This is a genomic window from Klebsiella michiganensis, from assembly GCF_015139575.1.
GTDB classification, from domain to species: Bacteria; Pseudomonadota; Gammaproteobacteria; order Enterobacterales; family Enterobacteriaceae; genus Klebsiella; species Klebsiella michiganensis.
In genome coordinates this window covers 1324572-1347998 of record NZ_AP022547.1, presented here as the reverse complement: position 1 = coordinate 1347998, position 23427 = coordinate 1324572, and the positions used below count along the sequence as shown (strand labels likewise).

Below are 23427 nucleotides of genomic sequence, written 5' to 3'. Positions count from 1 at the left end.
TCTCAAGGTACCGGACTATCGATTTTGCGACACCCCGATACGTTTTTGTACTGCCTTCGCAAACGCCGCCTTCACTCTTTTGTCTTTGACTGACCATTCAGCCAACAACTTGATCTGGCTTGCCTCCACCATTGCCGCGTCCCGTGAGTCGTTTTTATCCTGTGCGGAAGGCCATCCATGCTCCTCAATATAGGGCCTTAACGCTTTAATAATTGCGTTGATGGCATCGGTTTTAGTTTCCCAGCCCTCAGGTTGCGCTTCCAGGTGTTTTATCACTTCGTCTTTAACGCCATCAAAACGTGTCGCTTTGACCTTTCCGCCATAAGCAGAATTGAGTTTATGCCGTTCCTTGATTCTTTTACCTGCTGCGGATTCACTGCGTTTCAGACCGCGATCCAACAACGCGATAGCCTTCAGCATTAATTGCACCGCATGATCTGGATCCGATTCGAGAGCCGATGTTCCCTGCCTCCAGTATTGTTCAGCCTCAGACATATCGTTCCTGATCCCCTTTATCATCCATTCTGAAAGACTGAAAATTTTCAGATAACGCCGCCATTTTTTCTCTCCGTGCTCATCAGCAAGTCGCCGCGCTAAATCTTCATCCTTCGTTTGTCTCCCTGTTTGTAGCACGATAACAATTTCAGTATCTTTATTCAGCCATTGCCTGGCGATATGTTTCTGTCTGATCCCGAGATGAAAACGTAACGCTTTCCTCTTTTTACGAAATACGATGAGTAACTCATCAGGGGTAAAATCCCTGTCTAAATCAGCCATGAAGTCCCTCTTTTCGAATGACAATTTCTATACTCCAGTAAATTTCCTTGCCTGACACCTGGAACGACTCATTCTTGCCCTTAGCCAGACGCTTCCGACACCATTTTCGAAAAAAAACATTCTGTCACCAACAAAAAACGGGAAAAAACCCTAAAAAAAACCCCTATCTCGTTGTTATAAAATGTCTTTTTTGCTACAGCCACCAGGCGGGTGCCATTACCTGTTCCGGCACCATACAATTGCATCCATATCGAAAGAACAGGGGGAATTAACAGATATGTCTGTACAAGGTATCAGGATACTGCGGATACGCGCCGTTGTTAACAAAACGGGCATTGCCCGCTCAACCATCTATGACTGGATCAACCCGAAGTCGCCGCGCCACGACCCGACCTTTCCGAAACAGCGCAGGCTGGGTATGCAGTCCGTCGGCTGGCTTGAGTCAGAGCTGGATGCATGGCTGCTGGAACGCCAGCAGGCATCATAAGCGATGAGATAGTATTGGTAAAAATTAAAGGAGGATACGCAGGTTATATAACAACGTCTCTGATTTAAATATGTACTCGCTGCGACATATTTTTGCCAGCTGCAAGGAAACTGAATGCGATTATTTATTGAGTAAAATTATTACTTTAAATAAATTTTGACGCTTGGCTATTTTATTATATTCACAACTAACCCGTTACTGAAAACAGTAACCAAGGAGAATATTACATGCAGAATATACTGCCACACACTGTCATTCCGAAAATGCCGGAGCCTTATATTCCCGTACAAAACAGAACCCCGGAGGGTTATCCTGTCTGCGCGTTCCCGCCGGTGATGCGGGATGTCATTGATGCTCTTTATAACGAGACGGGTATCCCGGCGGAACTGATAGCGGGGGCCGTACTGGCAGCCGCTTCCCTCGCCTGTCAGGCTCATATTGAGGTGGTACCACCACACTCATCGGATCCGATGCACTGTGCACTGTATTTACTGACGTTGGCGGTCTCCGGTGAAGGTAAGACCAGTATCAGCAAAAAAGTGATGAAGCCTTTTTACCGATTCGCTGAGCAAATGAAGCAGCAGCACGACGGTCTGATGAAGGCACACCTGCGTGCTGACAATATCTGGAAAATACACCAGAAAGCATTGACCAGTAATCTGTACACTGCCATCAAAAGCGGTTCTGAGGGGACGGAGGAAGAACGGCTGTTAGATGAACATGCAGAAACCCGGCAGCAGCCTCCGACCCGCCTGGCGATGCTTTATGACGACACCACCGCAAAGGCGCTCCTGGAAGGTTTGAGCCGGTATTCTGAAGCCGGGGTGCTCTCAGATGAGGCAATTACCTTTTTTAAAGGGTATCTGAAAAACAACCTCGGTTTACTGAATAAAGCCTGGGACGGAGAGACCTATGAATACCACCGCCCGGGCGGTGAGGAGTACGATATCAACGCCTGCCTGACCCTAGCATTAATGGTTCAGCCCCCGGTCTTTGAAAATTACCGCCGTAACCACGGTGAACTCAGCAAGGGAAGTGGTTTTCTGTCGCGGTTTCTTTATATCAATACCATCAGCACGCTGGGACGTCGCCGCACAAATACGGACCACGCTCATTCTGATGAAGCATTAAATGTGTTCCACAGTAAAATTAACCAGTTACTTGATAAGCAAAAGGCGCGTTTTTATAGTCACGATACGCAAAAACAAACGCTCAGGTTATCTGATGATGCGACCACTTACTGGGCAGATAAACAGTCAGAGCTCAGCCGTAAAACAGCCCCCGGACAGCAGATGGAGCATATCAGTGAAATTGCAGCCAAAGCGGGGGCGAATGCCCTCAGGGTTGCGGCCATTCTGACATATATGTATTCACCTGAGAGTTTATGTATTTCGCGGGGGGTCATCCAGGCCGCCTTCAAAATTGTGGAATGGCATCTTGAAGAAGCGGAAAGGCTGTTTTTCCCTTCTTCTGAACGGAATGCATTTATGGAGGACGTTTACGAGATGTTCAGGTGGCTTAAGGAGAAATTTCTCGATAATGAGGGATATCCACTCAGGAAAAATGAGGTAAACCGGAACGGCCCGAACCGGCTGCGTGACGCCAGTAAATCACAATCTGTTCTTGAGCAGTTAATCGCACTGGGTCTGATTTGTTTTATTCGTCCCGGCCGTCATTCTGCGGTGTATATTGCCATGCCTTCCCTGGAATGTCGCCACTCATGGTGTATTCCACCGGCATTCCTGGAGAACGGACATAATCCGATTATTGCATCGCCAGAGAATGTCACTGGCAGGTATGGTTTTGAATACTTCGACTTTAACAGGCTGGAATATTAATCGGGACATCTCACTACAGAGGCCCGGATGGCCAGAGCGTACACTGGTTAAACGTCTTCGAAAACAACCACAGAGGCAAAAACCCCGCGCCAGTCGCTACTGGTCGCGATCTGCGCGGGGTTTTCTCAGAATACAGTAGTAAAAAAAGATAATGACGACAGGTGTAAAGCTCTGTGGATATGAATCATTAACAGCCATTAAAACCTGTAATTTAATAAAACAGTTCTGCTGGTGTATTTCTTACTCATTTGAGACAAATACATTAATATTTAATTGATGTTAACCAATAAATATATTTAATGATACGTAAAATATCATCACCGCTATTGTCAATAAAAACATAGATATTATTATATTAAATAAGAGTTTCATTATGGCCGTATGTAAAAGAAATAACTGCATGGCACAGATCGGCCATTCACCCGCTGAACGGATATTACGGCTATGCCCGACACATTATCAGGGCAGACAGTTAAATTCAGCCAGACGAACGGAAAGAGCAGCATTAATATGCCAGTATCCCGCCTGTGGTATCAGTATATCTGAAACCCGCAATCAGTTTTATTGTTGTAAGGAACATCGGGATAAAGCCCGGAGGTTAATCGATGACGATGCTATTATAAGACTGGTTAAGCACTCTTACTGGCTCAATGTGGAAGCCATGCTAAAAAATAATTCCCTTGGACTGGGGAGTATCACCGGTCCGACGGATATTGCAGACCTCATTCGGTTATATCAGCACAAAGCTGGCCACCAGAAAACGTATAATACGCTGAACGGGCACAGAGTTGCTGATACGACAAAAAGGTTAATCCCCTGGCTGGATCTTGAGCTATGCCACATTTACCCTAACTCTAAGGGCGGTGCAAATATCGCCAGAAACATTATCATCGCACCTGCTGCTATAAACCGGATGATGAAGGATTTTATCCCCTGCTGTCAGTCAGGAGTGCTGAGTGGCATAAAAGCAATGGAAACACCTCAACCGGTTAAATCGACCTTACTGAAAGCGTTAACGGATAAATACGGTTCAGATGCTGTACAGGAAGCATTGTACGGAGTTAAGCATCTTGCCTTTGCTGATTTAAGTCTGTCACGCAGGCTATTTGACACTGATATTTACGCATTCCCTCCACTAACCCGTCTGTTAAAAGAGGAAGCCTTACGCCTGAATTTGATGTCACTATGGGAAACGCTGGTTTGTACCGAAGTCAGCGTCTGGCTTAATGCCGGGCCTGCGAATGAATTATTTGCCGTTGCCGCGTTTCATGCGTTGCTGAACGGCGACGGCGACCACCTGCTGGAGCAATGTTATCGTTTAGTCGATGAAATCAGGGTGAAGCACAAGCGGGGGTCTCAACAAATCTACGACGAATTTCAGCATATACTCAGCCAGTACATGGCAAAATATTTTCACATTGACACCAGCGACCACAGAGCCTGTAATCTCTTCTATAACCGCTTTTTTAGTGTTCCTCCTGTCACAGAGGACGGTGTCTGCGCCATACCGCCTCAGTGATGCATTTCCTCAGCCTGTGTTCAATAAAATCTCAGATATATATCACCCTTCTGAAGTGAAACCGGACCATCGATAAACTCGGGCGAGGTTTACGGTAAATATATTTACTGAACCACGATCAATTTTGTCGATCGGTTCGATCGAATTTCATCGTTATCCCCTTCTTTTTTGCAGCTATAAAATCCCAACGGGATGCTTATGACTGTCTGTCTTCTACTAAAAATCATGCAGATACCCATTCCGGGTAGCGTTTTACGAAAACCAGAGGTGCACAAAAATGAACAGAAAAATGATTCACCCTTTACTACTGACCTGTGCGCTGGTACCGGCAGTGGCAATGGCCTTCGGTAATCAAACCACCTGGACCCGGGGCTGGGGCTGGGGCCAGGGAATATCAGAGTTTGTTATCAATGGGGAAAGTCAATCGCAACTGTCTCTGACCTGTGAGGATTACGGCTCGCAACCGGCCACGGTCATATTCACTGACGCCAGCGGGCATCAGGTCAGTATGGATGAAGATAAAAGCCTTCAGGTCAGTATCGACGGTGGAGCCCCCATCGACATCAGCGAATCTGGCAGTCGAGTGGGCGGTAATAACCTGGCGCTGGCCTGGGCTCAGCTACGTAATGGCAAACAGGTCTCAGTAACCGGAGACGGTGTTAAGGATGCCACATTCACGCTGGCTGGGGCAGCAAAGGTATTGCCGGTATTCGGGACCCACGGCTGCGTGGGTAAAGATGCACTCTAGCCTGCATCTGAGTTTGACGCCTGTTGATTACGTTATTTTAAAAAGGAACAGATTATGAAATTTAAACATATGCTGGTACCCGCACTGCTTGCACTCTCAGCTCATACGCTGGCAGAGCCAGCGCCGACCATCAAAGTGGAGACCAGTAATCAGGTTCATCCTGCCGGAACACGCTATGTCACGGTCGTGGTCACCTCGCTGGATGATAGTATCAAAGTTGAAAAGATAGATGTGAACCGGGGTAACTGTCGTATTGATAACCAGAAGTACCTATATTCCAGCAATAAGGAAACTATTCTGCCCGCCTCCTTGCGCTACGGGGAGTCCGTCAAAGTAAATTTTTATAATAACTGCGTTGCTTCAGAAGTCGTCGTCACCACTGACAAGGGGGGATGGCGTTACACCTACCACTGAGCCACTTTCCTGTATCAGCTTCCTCAAATAAATCTTCACTCCACCAGAGGGCTGCCGCCAGGCAGTCCGGAGCAAACCCTATGACCTTTCTGAAAATGCTGGTGACGGCCCTGAGCCAGGCACTGACCTGGTGCGGCGGGCATCAGGCCCGGCAGTTTATTGAAATTCGCCTGCGTCAGGCAGGCTACGATGACAGCAGTATTGATACAGCCCGGGAAGCGGTCACGTTGCTGGTCACTGCACTTATCACCGCCCTGATGGCGCAGATACTGAAGATTCTGGATACGCTGTAGTCCTGCCCGCCATATCCCTCCCACAGTGAACAACATATCTGCCCCTGCCTCCTCACGGAGCAGGGGCTTTTGCTTTTATGCCTTCAGATTAATCAGATGAGGAATCAACTATGCGATTAGCCAGCCGTTTTGGTCGGGTGAACCAGATTCGCCGTGACCGTCCCTTAACCCACGAAGAACTGATGCAGCATGTCCCCAGCGTCTTCGGGGAAGACAAGCACGACTCCAGAAGCGAAAAGTACACCTACATACCCACCATTAGCCTGCTGGATAACCTTAAACGTGAAGGGTTCCAGCCATTCTTTGCCTGTCAGTCACGAGTGCGCGACCAGAGCCGACGGGAACATACAAAGCATATGCTGCGCCTGCGTCGTGCCGGTCAGATAAACGGTCAGCAGGTACCGGAAATCATCATTCTGAATTCGCACGATGGCGCATCAAGTTTTCAGTTACTGCCGGGAATATTCCGAAGCGTCTGCACCAATTCGCTCGTTTGCGGACAGTCGTTTGGCGAGATCCGCGTGCCACACAGGGGCGACGTTGTCGGGAAGGTGATTGAGGGGGCCTATGAGGTTCTCAGCGTCTTTGACCGGGTGGAAGAGAAACGTCACGCCATGCAGTCCCTGCAACTCCCGTCCCCCGCACAACATGCACTGGCTACAGCGGCGCTGACATACCGTTTTGGGGAAGAGTACCAGCCAGTAACCGAAGCGCAAATTCTTGCACCCCGCCGCTGGCAGGACGAGAGCGATGACCTGTGGACCACTTACCAGCGCATTCAGGAAAACCTGCTGAAAGGCGGGCTAAGTGGCCGTACCGCGCAGGGTAAACGTACCCACACCCGCGCAGTAAACGGGATTGATGGAGACGTTAAGTTAAACCGTGCGCTCTGGGTGATGGCGGAGAACATGCTGAACCTGTTGGACAGGTAATCACCCGCGCCCCGCCACCGAAATCAATCCCCGGCCCGACACTTCCATTCAACATCTCCATGCATAAGGAAAATTAACATGACCGACATTATTAATATTAACGATAACCATCAGCGACCTCTGCAGGCTGGCGATAACGTTTCTGCACCTGCTCTGGCAGCCACATCCGTACCGGACGAACAGCGTGTGGAATTCTGGCCGCAGCACTTTGGCAACATCCCGCAGTGGATAACCCTTGAACCGCAGGTCTTTGCGTGGATAGACCGGTTCTGCGCTGACTACAGCGGCGGTATCTGGAATTTTTATACTCTCAGCAACGGCGGGGCCTTCATGGCTCCGGAAACGGACAACGATGCCTTCTGGTCGCTGTTCAACACCATGAATGGCAACGCCGCAGACATGAGCGCCGAAGCTGCAGGGATTGCGGTCTGTCTTATCGCTTACAGTCATCATGCATGCCGCACAGAATGCGATGCCATGACGGAGCATTACTGGCGCCTGCGTGACTATGCGCTGCATCACCCGGAATGCAGCGCCATCATGCGCATTATCGACTGAGCGTTCCGCCATGCCCTATGAACTGTCTCACCTTAATGACCTGTGGGATGCGCTGGGGAAAACAACGGTCGGGGATGAGGACGGTGACCTTGTGACCGACGAACCCTTCCTGCATTTCCCGACAGGTACCCCTCTCTTCCATATCTGGTCATGGTTTGAATCCCTGCACGACGGGTTCGTCGTTGCCGTGAAACTGTACAACACATCTGCGCCCGACGCGTCAACCGACAGGAAAAGCAAATGAATACCACCACGTGTCTCCCCGACAGCGGGGAAATATCTCCCACCGCACAGCGCACCATCAGACGCGCACTGACCCTGCTGGAACGCCAGTTACGCGAACCCGGCGAGGCATTCACCTCCTGCCAGGCGGTCCGTGACTGGCTCCGTCTGCAACTCACCACGCTGGAGCGTGAAGTCTTCATGGCGCTCTTCCTTGATAACCAGCATCGTCTTATTGCTCATGAAACGCTCTTCACCGGCACCATCAACCATACGCAGGTACATCCCCGTGAAGTGATAAAGGCAGCACTGAAACACAATGCGGCTGCCATCGTACTTTCACACAATCATCCTTCAGGTTATGCGGAACCCGGCCATGCCGACCGACTGCTCACTGACCATCTGAAACAGGCACTTAAACTCGTGGATATCTGCCTGCTGGACCACCTGGTCGTGGGAGGCATGAACATCGTCTCGTTTGCCGAGCGTGGCTGGCTTTAGGGAGAGAATTACGATGAAAATCATCAGCAAACGTCAGGCAATGGCGATATACCGCCAGCATTCTGAGTCCCGGCTGTTTCGTTTCTGTACCGGGAAATATAAGTGGTCCGGCAGTATCTGCCATTACCACGGCAGGGAAGTGCAGGATATCTGGGGTGTGCTGGCCGTGTTTGCTGAACGCCGACAGGACCGCAATGGTCCGTATGTGATCCTGCGCAGCGTCGTCCTGAACTGACTTACCGTTAAGGAGTACTTACATGAAGAAAGCAACCCGTGTAATCAACCATAACATCACGGAACCCTGGTGGGGCCTCAGACGCAACATCACGCCGTGTTTTGGTGCACGGCTGGTACAGGAGGGTAACCACCTGCATTACCTTGCTGACCGCGCCAGCATTGCCGGGACATTTAATGACGCAGATTTACGCCATCTGGACCAGGTATTTCCGGTACTGATGAAGCAGATGGAGCTTATGCTGGCCAGCAGCGAACTCACGCCCCGCATTCAGCGCTGCATCACGCTCCACGTAAAAGGGCTGATATGTGAGGCCGATACACTCGGCTCCTGCGGTTATTTGTACATCGTAATTTATCCGGCGTCTGTAACAACCGAATAAACCCCGGACGCTTTTCCTTAGTCAAACTAGCCAACAAAGAGCGCAAACCATGCAAATACATTCCCTGTTCCTTCAAAGGGCGGCGTCGTCACGTCTGTCGTCAGTCGAAATCTGGCAAAAATTACTGGAGTATCTGCTGGAGCAACACTACGGCCTTACCCTCAACGACACACCGTTTGGCAACGACAGTGTGATCCAGAAACACATTGATGCGGGAATCTCACTGTATGACGCTGTGAATTTTATCGTGGAAAAGTACGACCTGGTGCGTACTGACCGTCACGGCTTCAGCGTGAAAGAGCAGTCTCCTTTTATCGGCAGCCTTGATATTCTCCGAGCCCGGAAGGCTACCGGGCTGATGACCCGCAAGGGATATAAAACCGTTACTGACATCACAGGTGGCAGATTCAGCGGAGGGAAATAATGACGTTAGCCCTCATCGTTGACGACGACACCGTCAGCGATCAGCCCCTCAGGTGCCAGTACAAAGACTGGCGCTTTTATCAGATCTCCATTAGTTCAAACAGATGTTCGCTCAGACAGCTGGTATGGCGGTAACACCTTATCGGAGATATCTGTCTGCAGTAGAAGAGGGTGCGGCAGGACGCCACCAGAACATCAGGGGCCGTATCGTCTGCCAGGAGAGAGCTTAATTCCGGGGCGTTCAGTAAAATGAAACATTTCTCTGGGAGCATACCACCGGCATTCCCTTTCGGAAAACAACCGCCCAGATACAGTAACACGGTCAGCAGCCGGAACTGTCGCGTGAGTACCGCTTCGGTATCCCGGTAATGTACGGCTATCCACAGGCATTCCCGCAGCATAAATCGCCGGGTCCGTCGGGTGAGGTCACCGCCTTTGTCATACCAGCGTTCGACGATATCCCTGGCAGAGCGAACTGAGCCATCACCCTTTGTCGCAGTTTGCCACGACCGTGCCAGAAGCGTTGAGATATCCATGGATTAACGCCGCAACTGCGAAACGGCTGCGGGAGTATTGCGGACACCAGGCAGATAAATATTGCGAACCAGCTTCAGGAGGAAAAAGACATCGCTCAGGTTGCTCACGCCTGGTACCAGATGGCGAAAGGCTATCCGCACACGAAAACGCGCCCGGACCGCCTGCCGGTCATTCACCCTGCGCCGGTACAGGCCCAGAAAATGACGGCTTTCCACCAGCGCATGCCTGACCAGCGCTCGTCTGACAGATCGGTACTGCGTCTGTGTACTGAGTGCCAGAATATCTGCAATCACGTCGCAATAGCTGAACGCGCGGATATCGTAATAATCCGGGCGGTGGGTAATTGACGCCGGGTTATTAACCCACAGGTAATCCTGTCTGTCAGAGAAATAAAATCGGCCATCTGCGGCGGCAAGCTGTATCGTCCAGAGAATGTCCTTGTGGCTTTTCCCTTCCTGGAATCGCAGGTCATGCTCGCGAATATACGCTGAACGGATTATCTGCAGCCACAGATAATGCGGCCATTCCCTCTGACTGACGCAATGGCGTATCCACTGCTGACCCGTCAGCGTCTGACCGTAAGGCTGTCTGCGGTGAACGGTATGCCGCAGATGTCCGGCGCTGTCTGTATGCCGGGCATTGAAAAGGACGACATCGGCCTGTGCTTCGCGGGCTGTGTGCAGCCGCTCCTGCAGAAAATCTGCCGCAACCCGGTCATCCGCATCCAGGAACACCCCCCATTCACCACGGTGAATCGCCAGTGCAGCATTACGGGCAGCATACACGCCCTGATTTTCCTGACGAATGAGAATAAGCCGTTCATCTGTAATGGCGCTGAGTAGCGTCCATGTTTCGTCGGTTGAACCGTCATCCACAACAATGATTTCAGTACTGAGCGTTGTTTCACCAAGCAGTGTATGGACCAGAGCCCCGATGCTGTCAACTGCATTGAAGGCAGGAATGATGACGCTGATATCGATGTTGGTTTTCATTGATCAAAGGGAATGTAAACAGAGGGAAGCTTCAGAGTTGTTACCCCATCAGAGGCAATAACCTTCCGGGTAAGAAACATTGTCAGGAAGAGCGTCCCGGTGATTTTCGTGCTGGTGTGGACACCACTCGTTTTTCTCTGATTTCCTGGTTAACCACCATCAGACAGCCATCGCAAAATTCTTTATCAAGCCCGAATATCCGGTCCAGAATGCTTCTTTTCTTGTTACATCTGGCACATCTTTTCATTCCATCACCTGCTGTCGCATTCCCATGCCGTGCCCGCAGGACAAAAGAAGGGCGCCCACCAGAAGACAGGAAATAAATTAATAAACAATACGTTAAATGAATTGTTGGGAATTTAGCACAGGCACTAGCGTGCCGGATAATTCATTTTGCAGATCAATTTTATAAAATCGATCGGTTTAATCGATCATCTTTTTCACTCTGCTTTACACGCCATCCGTGTGCCTGCATACCCTATCGGAGCGTTCGGTTTGTCGAGCTGTAAAGGATGCTATGCCTGCTGGATAGTCAAACCATTCCCGATAACTGACATCATGTGGAAGAGAAAATATACAAAAATTATTATCGCTTTGAATGGCAGCTATAAGCGAGAAGCGGACCTTCAAATCCGAGCAGGTTCAATTGATTAACCTTGGTTGTCAGTTACGCCATCGTTAACATGAAGCCGATCGAATAATCCCCTGTCCCATTTTTTACAAATACGCAGTGGCAAGAAAGATAGATTCTGGCTCATGACAAGAAGAGTTGTTCATTTGTATAAAGAGACTTCGCCTTCAGGACGCGTTTTGAACCTGCGATGCATCCACAGGTATTGCTCAGGAGCACGGAGAATTTCACGCTCGATGATCTTGTTCATATAAGCCGCTGCGGCGATCTTGTCTTCCCCTGGATAGCCTGACAACGGATTGCTGATATACATGTGATAACCTTTTTTATCGCTACGTCGAATCATGCTAAGTGTGATCAAGTGTGCACCAGCGAGTTTTGACAGAGCATACGTTCCGTTCGTCGTGGCTGCTTTTTTTACCGAGAAAAAAGGTGCAAAAACGCTTCCTTTAGACCCATAATCCTGGTCTGGTGCAAACCAAACGGCTTCACCTGCTTTTAGCGCATGAACAAAACCTGATAAATTACGTCGATTAATCATAGCCTTATTTGAACGCATACGCCCTTTTGTCTGTACCCATTCCATTAATGGATCATTGTGTGGGCGATACGTTGCCATCATAGGATGGCATAACCCCATTACTCTTCCACACAACTCAAGGGACATAAAATGAATCCCGACGACCATTACTCCTCTTGTCGCACCGGTCAGGTTTTCAAGCCCTTCGACATCAAACCATTTTTTGACTCTCGCATCGCTCCAGAACCAGGCCATTCCTGTTTCCATCAGTCCCAGCCCGAGAGAAACAAAGTTTTTATTGACCATCTGGCTCCGGGCAAACGGTGTCATCTCGGGAAAGCACAGTTCGATATTTCTAATCGCAATCCGTTCCCGGCGTTTCAGAAAGGGTCTGGAAATTTTTCCAAGGCCAGAGCCCAGAATATGTAAAATCGGGTAAGGAAGTTGAACGAGAAGCCACAGCAGACCCAAACCAGACCAGGTAAGCCAGTGGCGAGGATGAAGTAAATTATGAGTAAAAGTCTGTGCCATAAATTTCCTTAATGCTAATGAAGGTTATAACGCAAAAGGAAAACAATGAGGCAATTCGTCTTTAGCGATACATTTTGTTTTAGATAATTTAAATTCATCTAAATTCAGGAAAAAATATTTCCCAATGACTGGTGAATAATTTAAAGAGCCAAGGGTGAATTGTAAGCCAGAAAATTTATTCTGTTATAAATCCATGGTTTTATCATTGATACTCAAGGAATTGTCTTCTTGATTCATCATCATCAAGGTACTCAAAAGAAAGAAGCCGAATTTTGGTAAGTTTATAAAACCACTCACAATCGTTTCGTTGAATAATTTCGCCTGGTTTGAAACATATCCCGGATGCCACCCGAATAATCGCATATTTACCATTACTAAACCTGACCCGGTGAATACAGAAAGGTTGGCCAGGCTGTCCGTGACAGCTGTTCGACATGATATGCCCTTCAATAAAAACAGATTTTTTAGATTTCATTATCATACCCTCGACAACAGCAGTACAGGAGGAATGTTGTCATTTTCCGACATCACTGACGTTAAGTGGCAGAAGCTGATCAGCCGCCGATACACCAGCATTCTGAAGGTCTGAACAACAGTCCGCAGGCAGGGCACTCAAGAACCGCATCTTTTCTTAGTTTACCTGCTTTCTGATCGGCTCTGTGTGCACATACCGGGCAGGCAACATGAACCGGTCTTTCTTTAAAATACCTGAGCCCATTTGTATAAGACATAAATAATTCTCTGAGGAACACAGTAATTATTATACGCTTTAATATAAAAATAACTGGCATAAGTTATGTTAAGTTGTGTCTGAATCAGGATATCAGATATTGAAAATTGAACGTCTTATTTATGATACACTACCCTTCCGTGAGAAATTTAAGATGAAATCAGAAGACACCCTTGACTGGTATCCGGCACAACTACCGCCTGTGAAAATTATTCTTGGCGAAGCCGTGCTGGCTGTGGGTAAACAGGGCCGACCGATTAATACCCGCACCTTGCTGGAATACCTTCAGGTCATGCAGGACAAACAAAAAAGGCGGGATGACAAAATCGCCATGCAGACTGCGATTGATGTTCTCAGGGATAATCAGCGCATTAACGGCAGACGTTAATGCACCTCCGGGATCAGTGTCAGTTCTGAATGATCTCAACCGTATGGTTTTGTCCATCATCCTTCAGCGGTATTCTGTCATCAGGGAGGAGAACACCATCCAGCGTCACGCAATATTCTGCATCGCCGCGTGAAACACTAATCTGATAATGGCTTTCACCATATTGATATGCCATAGAAAAAGACGACCACTCATCCGGTAACCTGGCATGAACACTAAAGTCAGTGCCGGAACGTTTTATCCCCAGTAATTCCTCGGTAAGTAAACGCCAGGCCCAGCCTGCGGAACCGGTATACCAGCTCCACCCTGCACGTCCGGTATGGGGAGCGACGCTGTAGACATCAGCACTCATGACATAAGGCTCAGCTTTATAAATCCCGACAGAGTCCGCATTCAGGGTATGATTTATAGGGTTGAGCATTGACCAGAGTTGCCAGGCTCGTCCGGCATTCCCCATTCGGGCAAAGGCCATCACTGCCCAGATGGCGCCATGCGTATACTGCCCTCCGTTTTCCCGCACGCCGGGCAGGTACCCCTGTATGTAGCCCGGATTTGGACCGTGTCCGTCGAAAGGAGGCGTTAACAGTTTGATCAGCCCTCCTTCGTTATCCACAAGGTGCTTATCCAGCGCCTGCATGGCCTTTGCGCACCGTCCCGGGCTCGCGGCGCCGGACAATACAGACCAGCTCTGCGCAATCGCATCAATCCGGCAGTCCTGTGAGGTTTTCGATCCCAGGGGAGTACCATCGTCAAAATACCCGCGCCGGTACCATTCCCCATCCCAGGCGTGGGCTTCGAGATTACTTTGCAGGCGCAGAGCCTGTGAACGGCACATCGCGGCGACGCTTTCATCCAGCCTGCGCTCCGCCAGCGCTGCAAACCGCTGCAAAATGTCGTACAGGAAGAAGCCCAGCCAGACGCTTTCACCTTTGCCTTCGATACCCACCCGGTTCATCCCGTCATTCCAGTCACCAGCCCCCATCAGCGGCAGGCCATGCTCCCCGAAGCGAAGTCCATAGTGAATAGCTTTGACGCAGTGTAACCAGAGTGTCTCTTCGGTGCCGCTGATGACCGGCGTGTCATAGACAGACTCTTCACCAGGCTGAAGCGAGCGTCCCTCCAGATAAGGAATGCGTATTTCCAGTGCATCCATATCCCCCGTCGTTTCAACATAGTGGCAAACAGCAAGCGGCAGCCAAAGATAGTCATCGGAACAGCGGGTACGCACACCGTTGCCGTGTGGCGGGTGCCACCAGTGCTGCACATCCCCCTCGATAAACTGCCGTGATGCACAGAGTATTATCTGTTCACGCATCCGGTCCGGAGCAGCGTGGCTCAGAGCCAGCGTATCCTGCAGCTGATCGCGAAAACCAAATGCACCGCCAGACTGATAGTAGCCACTCCGGGCCATAAGACGGCAGGCGACCGTCTGATACAACAGCCAGCCATTAACCAGTAAATTTACGGACGTGTCGGGGGTGTTAACTACGATTTTATCGAGAACATTGTGCCAGTGATTATGAATCCGGTTCAGCTCCTGGCGGACCGTATCCTCGTTCATGTAGCGGGCCAGCGTCTCCTGAGCACAGACATCATTCTCCTCTGCGCCGAGGATAAAAATAAACGTCCTCTGGTCCCCGTCAATTAATGTAACCGCCGATTGCACCGCTCCGCAGGGATCCAGACCGGCCCCCGTCTTACCAGAAAGCTTTTGCAGTTTCATAGCCGAAGGGGCGTGAAGGGAACCATTACGGCCAATAAACTCCCGGCGGTCCCCTGTCAGAGAACAGTCATTACCGCTGACGGCAAAAAATGCAGTTCGGCCGCCACCATTATCACCATAAAAGTTATTCGCAAGTATCCCGCAGCCGCCGGGCGTTCTGGCCACATGTGTCACAATGTGAGGGGCTGAGCGCGTTCGTGTTTCTCCGAGCGTCCACTCTACATAGCCTGTGACGGAAAGTTGACGTGTCCGTCCCGAAGAGTTACTGAGCGTCAGTAGCACCAGTTTAACCGGATCTTCTTCAGCAACCAGGACCGTCAACTCGCTGTCTATACCACTCTCACGATGGGCAAAAACGCTGTAGCCAAAACCATGGCGGGTCAGGTAATCACCGTGTCCGCGAACAGGTAAAGCCGTCGGCGACCAGCACTCCCCGCTCTCTTCATCGCGCAGGTAAAATGCCTCGCCGCTGCGATCGCTCACCGGATCGTTCTCCCACGGCGTCAACCGGTATTCATGGGCATTCTCATACCAGGTATAGGCCTGCCCTGCCTCTGAGATCACACTGCCAAAACGAGAATTTGCCAGTATGTTCGACCAGGGAGCCGGTGTAAGCGCATTTTCCCGAAGGACGATCTGATACTCCCGCCCATCCTGAGAAAATCCACCGTACCCATTGAAATGGCATAACTGACTGGTATCAGGGCTCCAGTCCGTATGTTGATTACGCTCGCGCACAGCACGCGGAATGAATGCCCTTGCCGGCGATTTCAGGGTATGAATACGCTGGTTAAGCTGCTCATTAATACCCCCTGCGCGGTCATCAAGATAAAGACAGGCCACGCTCATCAAAAGCAACTTATCCTCAGCGGAGAGATGCTCACCGTTGCGGACAAAAAGCCCGCCCTTTTTATCCAGCAGACTGGCTTCAGACCCGGCATAAATTAACTCCATAATCTGATTTTGTAATCCCTGCTGGTAGCCGCCGGGGCTGTTATTCAGGATAACTAAATCAACATCCAGCCCTTTCTGTCTCCAGTAACGGTGTGCCTGAATCAGTGTGGTCACTGAGGTGATACTTTCCTCGCTGGTTATAGTCAGCAGCACTATCGGCAGATCCCCTGAAATTGCCCAGCCCCACAGTCCGGACTGGCCACGCCGGTTGCGGCCGATCGCCTGGCCTTCGGCGCGCAGCTCCTGGACAGGGTAAAGCACAGCGCTGGCGAGACTATTGAACAACGTGGCATCATCTTCACTGGCGTTCATCTGGCGCAATACCACCAGACTGTGAGACCAGGCCAGTTCAAAGACGCGATCGGCGATAGGGTAATCGCGATATTTCTCCAGCAACGCCAGGCTCTGCTGACGGGTCTCGCTGATGCCATAAATGATATCAATCGTAACCGGCTGCCCCGGCTGCAGAATAATGGCGTTGCGAATTGCCAGTATCGGATCCAGCACCGAGCCCGACGTGTTGCCTAGCATCCCTCCCGTCTCTATTGCCTGGGCATTCGCAGGGTTTCTGCCACGTCCAATAAACCTTGCCCTGTCCGTTTCAAACGACACGTTATGTCGGTTATCGCCGTGCACCACCATCATGTGAAACAGGCAAGGGCCCGGTTCATCCGGTGAGCGCGGGCGCCGGTGGCAAAGAATAGCGTCACGCTCAGGAGCCAGCTCAGTCTGAATAAACAAATTGCTGAATGCCGGGTGTGCCAGATCGCTGGCATCAGGTGCCAGTACCACTTCAGCATAGGTTGTCAGCTCCAGAGAGCGAGGCTTGCGACCACGATGAATCAGTGTGAGCCGTCGCAATTCAACATCATCCTCCGGAGAGATCACCACCTGAGTTTTGACGCTGAGTCCCCCTAAGCTGCGTCTGAATTCTGCCCCCGCATCGGTGAACAACACTTCCTCGTCTTGTCCGCTGGTGTAGCCTGTTGGTTGCCAGGTATTGCTCCACACATCTCCCGTCTGGGTATCGCGGATGTAGCAGAATGCTCCCCAGTTATCACGGGTGGTATCACTGCGCCAGCGCGTTAGTGCAATATCATTCCAGCGACTGTAACCGCCGCCGCCCGCGGTCAACATCAGATGATAATGGCCGTTGGACAGGAGTTGAATATCCGGGGCGGGGGTATCCACGCTATAGAAAATACGGGGTTCATAGCGAACGGGTTTGACCATGCCCTCATGAGATTCAAAATGACGGCGCGGACTGTACAGATCGACCGCATCCGGCACGCGCTCCTGTAACAGCAGACTCGCTGACCGGAATACCGTACTGGACATAAAGCGTTCAGTCATGGGGGCATCAAGCAGCACATGAGCCAGCGCCTGAAATGCCATACCCTGGTGATGCGCCATCCAGGACTGTACCACCGCATAGAGCTGACCGGTTGCAAGACGTGAGGGGGTATAGTCCAGCGCTTCATAAAAACCGTATTCTCCGCATGCACCATTTTTTTGCAGCCTGAACAGGTTCTCACAGGCTTTCTGCGGGGAAACCATCAGCGCCAGCAGCGTGGCGTAAGGAGCGACAACCATGTCATCGGCAAGTCCCCTGCGCAGACCGAGCCCCGGTACGCCAAATGCCTGATACTGATAATTATGCTGAACATCAAAAGCATGATAGCCAGACTCTGAAACACCCCATGGTACCCCGCGTTCTTTCCCCCAGTGAATCTGGCGCATAACCGCCGACTGACTCATTTCATCGAGCAGGCTGCCGGGCCAGGTGGGCATCACCAGATTCGGCATCAGATATTCAAACATGGATCCGCTCCATGACATCAGGGCAGTTTCATTATCAATCGTGGTAAACAATCGACCCAGCGCGTACCAGCTTTTAAGAGGCAGCTGATTAGTCGCAATGGCAAGAAAACTGGTCAGGCGGATTTCAGACGGCAGGAGATCGTAGTGGCTCTTGTCAGGCATATTGGTGTCACAGTTATAACCGACGCTGAGCAGACTGGTTGCTTCACTGTACAGAAAGGCGAAATCCATCCGGGCATGCTCATCCAGCCGCTGTTCCAGCTCGGTGATAATATTGAGTCGCATTCGGGCCTGCTCCGCCACTGACGCCGGAGGCGTTCCTGTACCGGTTAATGTCGGACGGGCAAGCTCGCTCAGCGTCGGCAGCATCTGTTCATTCCAGGATGCAGGCAACCAGCCAAGCAACAGAGACCACTCATGGCAAAGCTGAACCAGTTGATGCTCCAGATGTCCAGCCCAGCGCATCTGAAGAGGAGATCCCTGATGACATGCGCTGGTCAGATGGTTGCACTGGGTGCGCATGCTTTTCAGTTCGCTGAAAAGCGCCTGCGGAGAGAGCGACACCGCGTTCAGGCAATGCTTGCGCAGCAGTCTCAGGCTGTCAGGTAGGTTCTTACCCCACTGTTTTTCCAGAATATCCAGCGTATCGTTCAGTCCTGCCAGTATCTGTTGGTTGCTTAAAACAGGCTGATGACGCATGGCGGACAGGCCTGCACGCAGGGTCAATAAATGCCCGGCCATATTGCCGCTGTCGACGCTGGAGATATAGCGTGGACTGAGGGGGACCAGCGTACGGGTGTCATACCAGTTGTAGAGATGGCCCCGGTAGTGCTCCATTTTATCCATCGTGTCGAGCGTGAGCGACACGCGCCGGAGCACCTCTCCGCCAGGCAGGTAGCCAAAGTCCCATGCCGTCAGGTTAGCCATAAGTGAAAGACCAATATTGGTAGGAGAAGTTCGGTGTGCCACCGTCGGTTGTGGTATTTCCTGATAATTATCAGGCGGAAGCCAGTTCTCTTTTGCTGTGGCAAATGTTTCAAAAAAAGCCCAGATTTCACGGCTTGTCTGGCGTAACAGCTGTTTTTGTTCCTGATTAGGCGAAAAAACCTTTCGCACGGGCTGGCGACTCAGCCAGCTCATCAGCAGCGGTGCCACACACCATACCAAACCGATCGGTAACGCAATCCCCAGCAGCTGTGGGGCAAATTGTCCGGTCAGTATTGTCAGCGCCACGCCACCGGCAGCGTTCAGCCACATCGCCTGATAAAAACGTGCAACAGTGGGTCTGGCCTGACTGCTGTCCTGGCTGTGGCTGACCCACTGGCTGAGGTGACGCCTGCTTATCCCCAGTCGCCATAGCGTCACGGCGATCGCTTTCAGCGAATATCCGGCTTCGTGCGGCAGTATCGCAAAATTAAGGCTGATACCTGACAGACGCTTTAGCGCGCCCGCCCCCACCAGTAACAGATGCGGCTTCACGCGGCGACGCAGAGGTTTATGCAGAAGGTCGTGGCTAATGCCGAGGATGGCTGGCAACAACCATATCAGCAACAGTATGCCCAGCCAGTAAACCGGATTGGGTACCCAAAGCAGAGTGAAGAACAGCAATATCAGTAAGGAGGGGGCGACCAGACTGCGACGTAGATTATCGAGTAATTTCCAGTAAGAAAGCGCGGTCAGCGGATTCCTGACCCGGGTTCCATCGGCTTTTCTGACGCGTGGTTTTAGCCAGTTAAGCAGTTGCCAGTCACCCCGGATCCAGCGTGAACGTCGTGCAACATCCGACAGATAATTATTAGGGTACTGTTCGTACAGTAACACCTCGCTCAGCAGACCCGAACGTGCATAGCATCCTTCAAGCAGATCGTGGCTGAGTACCAGATTTTCCGGGCAGATGTTGGTAGTGGCCTGCATAAAAATATCAACATCGTAAATCCCTTTGCCCACAAACGAGCCTTCCCCAAAGAGATCCTGATAAATATCCGAAGACATCATCGAATAAGGGTTATTGCCCGGTACGCTGCTGCGCAGGGCTGCGTAACGCCCCTGACCGTTGCGTGGTATCTCCTCCGCAAGACCGGGCTGTAAAATACCGAATCCTTTGACAACCCTCTGGCGTACCGGATCATACTCAGGCGTATTCAGCGGATGCGCCATCGTCGCGACGAGTTTGTGTGCCGTATCGCGCGGGAGCACCGTATCGCTGTCCAGGGTAATGACGTATTTTATGTGACCCGGTAAAAGGTGGGCAGGCATCTCTGCAACGCTGACGAATTGCGTTCCGGGATGGCGCAACCAGCTGTTCAGTAACGCCAGTTTTCCCCGCTTGCGTTCATAGCCCATCCACGCGCCTTCCGAGGGGTTCCATTCAGGCTGGCGATGTAACAGATAAAAACGTGGTCGGCCGGAGGGGTAGCGGCGATTAAGCGCCTGCGTATCGGCGATAGCCTGTCTGAGCAGCGCGTGACTTTCCGGCGAGGGTTCATTTTCAGAATCAGCAAAATCAGTGAGCAGCGCGAACCTGAGATTTTCGTTTTCATTCCCCAACCAGCAGACTTCAAGACTGGTGAGGAGCAGGCTGAAACTTTCGTGGCTGGTCAACATGCAGGGAATGACTAACATGGTGGCACTGTCAGCGGGAATACCGGCTGAAAAATCCATCCCCGGCAAGGGTCGAGGAACGCGAAAACGGGTGGTTGCATCACTGAGCAAATCGCTCATTAACTGAGTTAATGCGATAATCAGAGGTAATATCACCGCGATCAATAGCCAGTCTGCGCCCTGCATGGCGGTTTCGTGCAATATTGCTGCGGTCGCTGCGGTTGTCAGCAACGCCAGGCTTCCAAGCCATGACAGCAGGGTTATTCTGTTGAAACTGTGCCGCAAGCGTATGAGCCTTGAGGCGTCTGCCAGGAGATGAATATCCAGCGCCTGTCGACCTTCGCCCGCAAGATAATAACCAACATGATGTTCCGGTGTATCAGGCGCTTTTTCCTCTGAAAACGCCAGCGCCTTCTCAGCAACCTCAGGCTCGCTGAGACCGCTGTCTCTGGCCAGAACCTCAACTACGTGCCGGTAATGATCCCGGGTATTGAAATGCATCCGGGGATAGATGCCGGCAGGATCATTGCGTAATGCCTGTTCGACAACGCTTATCGTTTCGGCGAAATCAGCCCAGTCCGTTTCACTCAATAAACGCAGGCCCGCGATGCTGTTACTGACGGACAGCTGGCTGCCGGCAAGCTGCTGATTGAAACTATGTATGAGAACATCAGTGGTGATCCCCTGTTCCCGAAGGCACTGATCAACCCAGGTCAGAGGTAACGACAGCGCGTTGCCATGCCCCTGCAGGCGCCGCACCAGCTCTGCGACAAACGCACTGGTTAACGGAGGTCGGGAGCGCGCCATATCGGCAACCACCATGATTAAATCACCAGGCGCACTCTCTGCACATTCGACAATCCTTGTTATCCACGTATCAGCAAGGTTTCTGTCCTGCTGCGCTTTTATCACTTCCATACTGATACGACGAAGATTTTCAATCAGCGCAAGGCGCAGCATTCCCGGTAACGCCCAGACTTCACCCAGCGTCAGCGGCGTCACCTGTTGATAGGCAGTGAGATAGCTGGTCAGGCTGGCGGCATCCCAGCGGCCATCGCCGTGAGCAATGGCCTCTGATGCAATATGATAAATTCGTGGGCAATTCAACGGCGATACCAGCGACGGAAGACCTTTGCCAAAGCTTTTCGGCAGATGCTGGCGGACAGTGCGGATTTGTTCCTCAATCAGATAATAATTGTCCAGCAGCCATTCACCGGCGGGCATGATACTGGTCTTTTTACCCGCGTTAAGCTCATAGCAGTTTTGGGTAATGACGGCCTCATTGTCGCCAAGCCGTTTCAGAAGATAATAAGGATGCCTATCCGGTGATACTTTATGAGTCCGCGCCAGCTTCTGGCCGTAGCGTTCCATCTGGACGGTCGAAAAGAGTTCTGACCGCGGCGAGCTTTCACCGGCAGGATCGTTCGCCGAAAACGTTATGTTTTCGGCAGCATTAATCAGAATACGGGAGCGGTTAAACCACGCTCTGGGGATCATTTTCATAGCATTGCTCTGATGCGACGTTAGCGCGCAGGAGCAGTTGCGAAATCAGTTCAGAAACGTTCTCTCAGGATGGGCGTCAGGCATCAGGGATTTAACAGCTGCCGGAATCTAACATAAGTATAGGACATGAGCTCTGTTCTGCGATTTTGGTCGAGCTAGCGTCGGGAGATAAACAGAGCCTTACATCCGGGGCAAAGCATGGTTTGGTTGAGCCGGATTTTTGACAACGGTTGTACTGATTTTAAGCCACAAACAGGACAGGCAGCAGTGGCAGTAGACGCACTGCTGAAGAATTTCATTGCGTAATTGATAACAGACATAACCATTAACCTTTCAATGAATGAGCTTCACCGTACCACATGTGGTTAAGTTTTAATCTATCTATTTTGACATACTGAAAATCAGGAAAGATAAATGTTCGCAGCCACAGGCCCCCTGAGACCGTTTATCCGGCAAAACTCTATGCGGCTTCCAGGGATGCGTAATTCTGATTAGCGAGAGTTAACGGCTGAAATGTGAAGCAGAACGTCTTTTCGTCCATCAGATGGGATGATGAGGCCTTTACCACTAAGAATATCAAAGCTTTTGACAATTCCTGTCATTTTATGGGACAAGTCAATTCCTTATTGAAAACACGTAAAGACTATACATTGAAAATGGCATTCAGCCACTTTTATTTTCCCTACAGGACCTCTGGACGGCTAAAAGATAATTTGCTTATATCGATTCCCTGTGCCTTAATGAATCCCATCAGTTCGATGTACTAATGAAAGTTAGAAATTTTCCGGGCAGTTCTCATTACCAGGTGCTATCGTTGATATCCCCTCTTTTGAGTCCATACGTTTAATCTTATACGTTTACTATCAATACAATCATGTATAACGGAGTCAGTATGACCTCGAGAATTATGGGCCTGGTTAAATGGTTTAACGAAGACAAAGGTTTTGGCTTCATCTCTCCTCTTGATGGCAGCAAAGATATCTTTGTCCATTTGTCTGCACTTAATGGCGACAACTTTAAAACTTTATTTGAAGGTCAGAAAGTTGAATTCGCCATTCACCGCGGAGACAAGGGTCCTGCTGCTGCAAACGTAACACTTTGCGATAAATAAATCATTGTGGGTCTGCGATAACGATGAAGGATTATTCCTGAGTAGACAGATAAATA

The 23427-nt window shown here is 50.6% G+C and carries 22 protein-coding genes and 1 pseudogene; 15 read left to right on the top strand and 8 right to left on the bottom strand.

Annotation, left to right across the window (positions count from 1 at the left end; genetic code table 11):
• Positions 1–15 precede the first annotated feature (15 nt).
• Positions 16–777, bottom strand: coding sequence for a hypothetical protein (locus JLG71_RS06520; RefSeq protein ID WP_010434175.1), 762 nt, complete (start codon positions 775–777; stop codon positions 16–18).
• Between the two features lie 277 nt (positions 778–1054).
• On the opposite strand from JLG71_RS06520, the gene JLG71_RS06515 reads away from it, so the two are divergent.
• The 13 genes from JLG71_RS06515 (at position 1055) to JLG71_RS06455 (ending at position 9330) form a co-directional block, all read left to right on the top strand.
• The gene (locus JLG71_RS06515; RefSeq protein WP_004114618.1) at positions 1055–1264 is read left to right on the top strand and encodes a helix-turn-helix transcriptional regulator; all 210 of its coding nucleotides are present in this window, start codon (positions 1055–1057) and stop codon (positions 1262–1264) included.
• A gap of 227 nt (positions 1265–1491) precedes the next feature.
• On the top strand, positions 1492–3102 hold the full coding sequence (locus JLG71_RS06510; RefSeq protein WP_024274579.1) for a YfjI family protein: 1611 nt from the start codon (positions 1492–1494) through the stop codon (positions 3100–3102).
• A gap of 400 nt (positions 3103–3502) precedes the next feature.
• Entirely contained in the window at positions 3503–4621 is a 1119-nt protein-coding gene (locus JLG71_RS06505) for a hypothetical protein (protein ID WP_224253303.1), read from the top strand.
• A 277-nt stretch (positions 4622–4898) separates the two neighbouring features.
• A complete protein-coding gene (locus JLG71_RS06500; RefSeq protein WP_200914022.1) occupies positions 4899–5369 on the top strand; it encodes a hypothetical protein in 471 nt (156 codons plus the stop codon).
• 54 nt (positions 5370–5423) lie between these two features.
• Positions 5424–5783 carry a hypothetical protein gene (locus JLG71_RS06495; protein ID WP_010434179.1) on the top strand — a complete coding sequence of 120 codons (360 nt, stop codon included), beginning with the start codon at positions 5424–5426 and terminating at the stop codon, positions 5781–5783.
• Positions 5784–5863: 80 nt separating this feature from the next.
• A complete protein-coding gene (locus JLG71_RS06490; protein WP_010434180.1) occupies positions 5864–6076 on the top strand; it encodes a hypothetical protein in 213 nt (70 codons plus the stop codon).
• A 110-nt stretch (positions 6077–6186) separates the two neighbouring features.
• On the top strand, positions 6187–7008 hold the full coding sequence (locus JLG71_RS06485) for a DUF932 domain-containing protein (protein ID WP_185219886.1): 822 nt from the start codon (positions 6187–6189) through the stop codon (positions 7006–7008).
• Positions 7009–7086: 78 nt separating this feature from the next.
• Positions 7087–7566 carry an antirestriction protein gene (locus JLG71_RS06480; RefSeq protein WP_010434186.1) on the top strand — a complete coding sequence of 160 codons (480 nt, stop codon included), beginning with the start codon at positions 7087–7089 and terminating at the stop codon, positions 7564–7566.
• A gap of 10 nt (positions 7567–7576) precedes the next feature.
• Positions 7577–7810 (top strand): hypothetical protein, encoded by a 234-nt coding sequence (locus JLG71_RS06475; RefSeq protein ID WP_010434188.1) that lies wholly within the window; start codon positions 7577–7579, stop codon positions 7808–7810.
• Positions 7807–8289 (top strand): RadC family protein, encoded by a 483-nt coding sequence (gene radC, locus JLG71_RS06470; RefSeq protein ID WP_024274581.1) that lies wholly within the window; start codon positions 7807–7809, stop codon positions 8287–8289. Before JLG71_RS06475 ends, radC begins: the two co-directional genes overlap by 4 nt.
• Positions 8290–8302: 13 nt before the next feature.
• Positions 8303–8524, top strand: coding sequence for a DUF987 domain-containing protein (locus JLG71_RS06465; protein ID WP_010434193.1), 222 nt, complete (start codon positions 8303–8305; stop codon positions 8522–8524).
• A 22-nt stretch (positions 8525–8546) separates the two neighbouring features.
• Complete coding sequence (locus tag JLG71_RS06460) at positions 8547–8906, top strand: type IV toxin-antitoxin system YeeU family antitoxin (RefSeq protein WP_024274583.1); 360 nt, start codon at positions 8547–8549, stop codon at positions 8904–8906.
• 49 nt (positions 8907–8955) lie between these two features.
• Positions 8956–9330, top strand: a complete 375-nt coding sequence (locus JLG71_RS06455; protein WP_010434197.1) for a TA system toxin CbtA family protein — start codon at positions 8956–8958, stop codon at positions 9328–9330.
• Positions 9331–9868: 538 nt separating this feature from the next.
• Here JLG71_RS06455 and JLG71_RS06450 read toward each other — a convergent pair.
• The 4 genes from JLG71_RS06450 to JLG71_RS28600 all read right to left on the bottom strand — a co-directional run bounded on the left by JLG71_RS06450 (position 9869) and on the right by JLG71_RS28600 (position 13271).
• Complete coding sequence (locus JLG71_RS06450) at positions 9869–10858, bottom strand: glycosyltransferase (protein WP_010434201.1); 990 nt, start codon at positions 10856–10858, stop codon at positions 9869–9871.
• A gap of 773 nt (positions 10859–11631) precedes the next feature.
• Positions 11632–12540: a kdo(2)-lipid IV(A) palmitoleoyltransferase gene (lpxP, locus tag JLG71_RS06445; protein ID WP_024274585.1), complete on the bottom strand. Its 909-nt coding sequence runs from the start codon at positions 12538–12540 to the stop codon at positions 11632–11634.
• Between the two features lie 202 nt (positions 12541–12742).
• Positions 12743–13015 carry a hypothetical protein gene (locus JLG71_RS06440; protein ID WP_016247220.1) on the bottom strand — a complete coding sequence of 91 codons (273 nt, stop codon included), beginning with the start codon at positions 13013–13015 and terminating at the stop codon, positions 12743–12745.
• A gap of 79 nt (positions 13016–13094) precedes the next feature.
• Complete coding sequence (locus JLG71_RS28600) at positions 13095–13271, bottom strand: YnfU family zinc-binding protein (RefSeq protein ID WP_213076229.1); 177 nt, start codon at positions 13269–13271, stop codon at positions 13095–13097.
• 153 nt (positions 13272–13424) lie between these two features.
• Between JLG71_RS28600 and JLG71_RS06435 the strand changes: the two genes are divergently transcribed.
• Entirely contained in the window at positions 13425–13658 is a 234-nt protein-coding gene (locus JLG71_RS06435) for a hypothetical protein (RefSeq protein ID WP_004132711.1), read from the top strand.
• Between the two features lie 19 nt (positions 13659–13677).
• On the opposite strand, the gene JLG71_RS06430 is transcribed toward JLG71_RS06435, so the two are convergent.
• The 3 genes and pseudogenes from JLG71_RS06430 to cspF all read right to left on the bottom strand — a co-directional run bounded on the left by JLG71_RS06430 (position 13678) and on the right by cspF (position 22874).
• On the bottom strand, positions 13678–22260 hold the full coding sequence (locus JLG71_RS06430; protein ID WP_200914021.1) for a GH36-type glycosyl hydrolase domain-containing protein: 8583 nt from the start codon (positions 22258–22260) through the stop codon (positions 13678–13680).
• Positions 22261–22415: 155 nt separating this feature from the next.
• Positions 22416–22580, bottom strand: a complete 165-nt coding sequence (locus JLG71_RS28355) for a YnfU family zinc-binding protein (RefSeq protein ID WP_213076230.1) — start codon at positions 22578–22580, stop codon at positions 22416–22418.
• 81 nt (positions 22581–22661) lie between these two features.
• Positions 22662–22874: pseudogene (gene cspF, locus JLG71_RS06425) on the bottom strand (cold shock-like protein CspF).
• A 278-nt stretch (positions 22875–23152) separates the two neighbouring features.
• On the opposite strand from cspF, the gene JLG71_RS06420 reads away from it, so the two are divergent.
• Complete coding sequence (locus JLG71_RS06420) at positions 23153–23371, top strand: cold shock domain-containing protein (RefSeq protein WP_012543040.1); 219 nt, start codon at positions 23153–23155, stop codon at positions 23369–23371.
• Positions 23372–23427: the final 56 nt, after the last annotated feature.

Coding starts and splice junctions, on each gene's coding strand:
- JLG71_RS06455 (WP_010434197.1), top strand. CDS start 8,956: ATGCAAATACATTCCCTGTTCCTTCAAAGGGCGGCGTCGTCACGTCTG.
- JLG71_RS06475 (WP_010434188.1), top strand. CDS start 7,577: ATGCCCTATGAACTGTCTCACCTTAATGACCTGTGGGATGCGCTGGGG.
- JLG71_RS06495 (WP_010434179.1), top strand. CDS start 5,424: ATGAAATTTAAACATATGCTGGTACCCGCACTGCTTGCACTCTCAGCT.
- JLG71_RS06465 (WP_010434193.1), top strand. CDS start 8,303: ATGAAAATCATCAGCAAACGTCAGGCAATGGCGATATACCGCCAGCAT.
- JLG71_RS06485 (WP_185219886.1), top strand. CDS start 6,187: ATGCGATTAGCCAGCCGTTTTGGTCGGGTGAACCAGATTCGCCGTGAC.
- JLG71_RS06435 (WP_004132711.1), top strand. CDS start 13,425: ATGAAATCAGAAGACACCCTTGACTGGTATCCGGCACAACTACCGCCT.
- JLG71_RS06440 (WP_016247220.1), bottom strand. CDS start 13,015: ATGAAATCTAAAAAATCTGTTTTTATTGAAGGGCATATCATGTCGAAC.
- JLG71_RS06460 (WP_024274583.1), top strand. CDS start 8,547: ATGAAGAAAGCAACCCGTGTAATCAACCATAACATCACGGAACCCTGG.
- JLG71_RS06505 (WP_224253303.1), top strand. CDS start 3,503: ATGGCACAGATCGGCCATTCACCCGCTGAACGGATATTACGGCTATGC.
- JLG71_RS28355 (WP_213076230.1), bottom strand. CDS start 22,580: ATGTCTGTTATCAATTACGCAATGAAATTCTTCAGCAGTGCGTCTACT.
- JLG71_RS06490 (WP_010434180.1), top strand. CDS start 5,864: ATGACCTTTCTGAAAATGCTGGTGACGGCCCTGAGCCAGGCACTGACC.
- JLG71_RS28600 (WP_213076229.1), bottom strand. CDS start 13,271: ATGTCTTATACAAATGGGCTCAGGTATTTTAAAGAAAGACCGGTTCAT.
- JLG71_RS06450 (WP_010434201.1), bottom strand. CDS start 10,858: ATGAAAACCAACATCGATATCAGCGTCATCATTCCTGCCTTCAATGCA.
- JLG71_RS06515 (WP_004114618.1), top strand. CDS start 1,055: ATGTCTGTACAAGGTATCAGGATACTGCGGATACGCGCCGTTGTTAAC.
- radC (WP_024274581.1), top strand. CDS start 7,807: ATGAATACCACCACGTGTCTCCCCGACAGCGGGGAAATATCTCCCACC.
- JLG71_RS06430 (WP_200914021.1), bottom strand. CDS start 22,260: ATGAAAATGATCCCCAGAGCGTGGTTTAACCGCTCCCGTATTCTGATT.
- JLG71_RS06520 (WP_010434175.1), bottom strand. CDS start 777: ATGGCTGATTTAGACAGGGATTTTACCCCTGATGAGTTACTCATCGTA.
- JLG71_RS06500 (WP_200914022.1), top strand. CDS start 4,899: ATGAACAGAAAAATGATTCACCCTTTACTACTGACCTGTGCGCTGGTA.
- JLG71_RS06480 (WP_010434186.1), top strand. CDS start 7,087: ATGACCGACATTATTAATATTAACGATAACCATCAGCGACCTCTGCAG.
- JLG71_RS06510 (WP_024274579.1), top strand. CDS start 1,492: ATGCAGAATATACTGCCACACACTGTCATTCCGAAAATGCCGGAGCCT.
- JLG71_RS06420 (WP_012543040.1), top strand. CDS start 23,153: ATGACCTCGAGAATTATGGGCCTGGTTAAATGGTTTAACGAAGACAAA.
- lpxP (WP_024274585.1), bottom strand. CDS start 12,540: ATGGCACAGACTTTTACTCATAATTTACTTCATCCTCGCCACTGGCTT.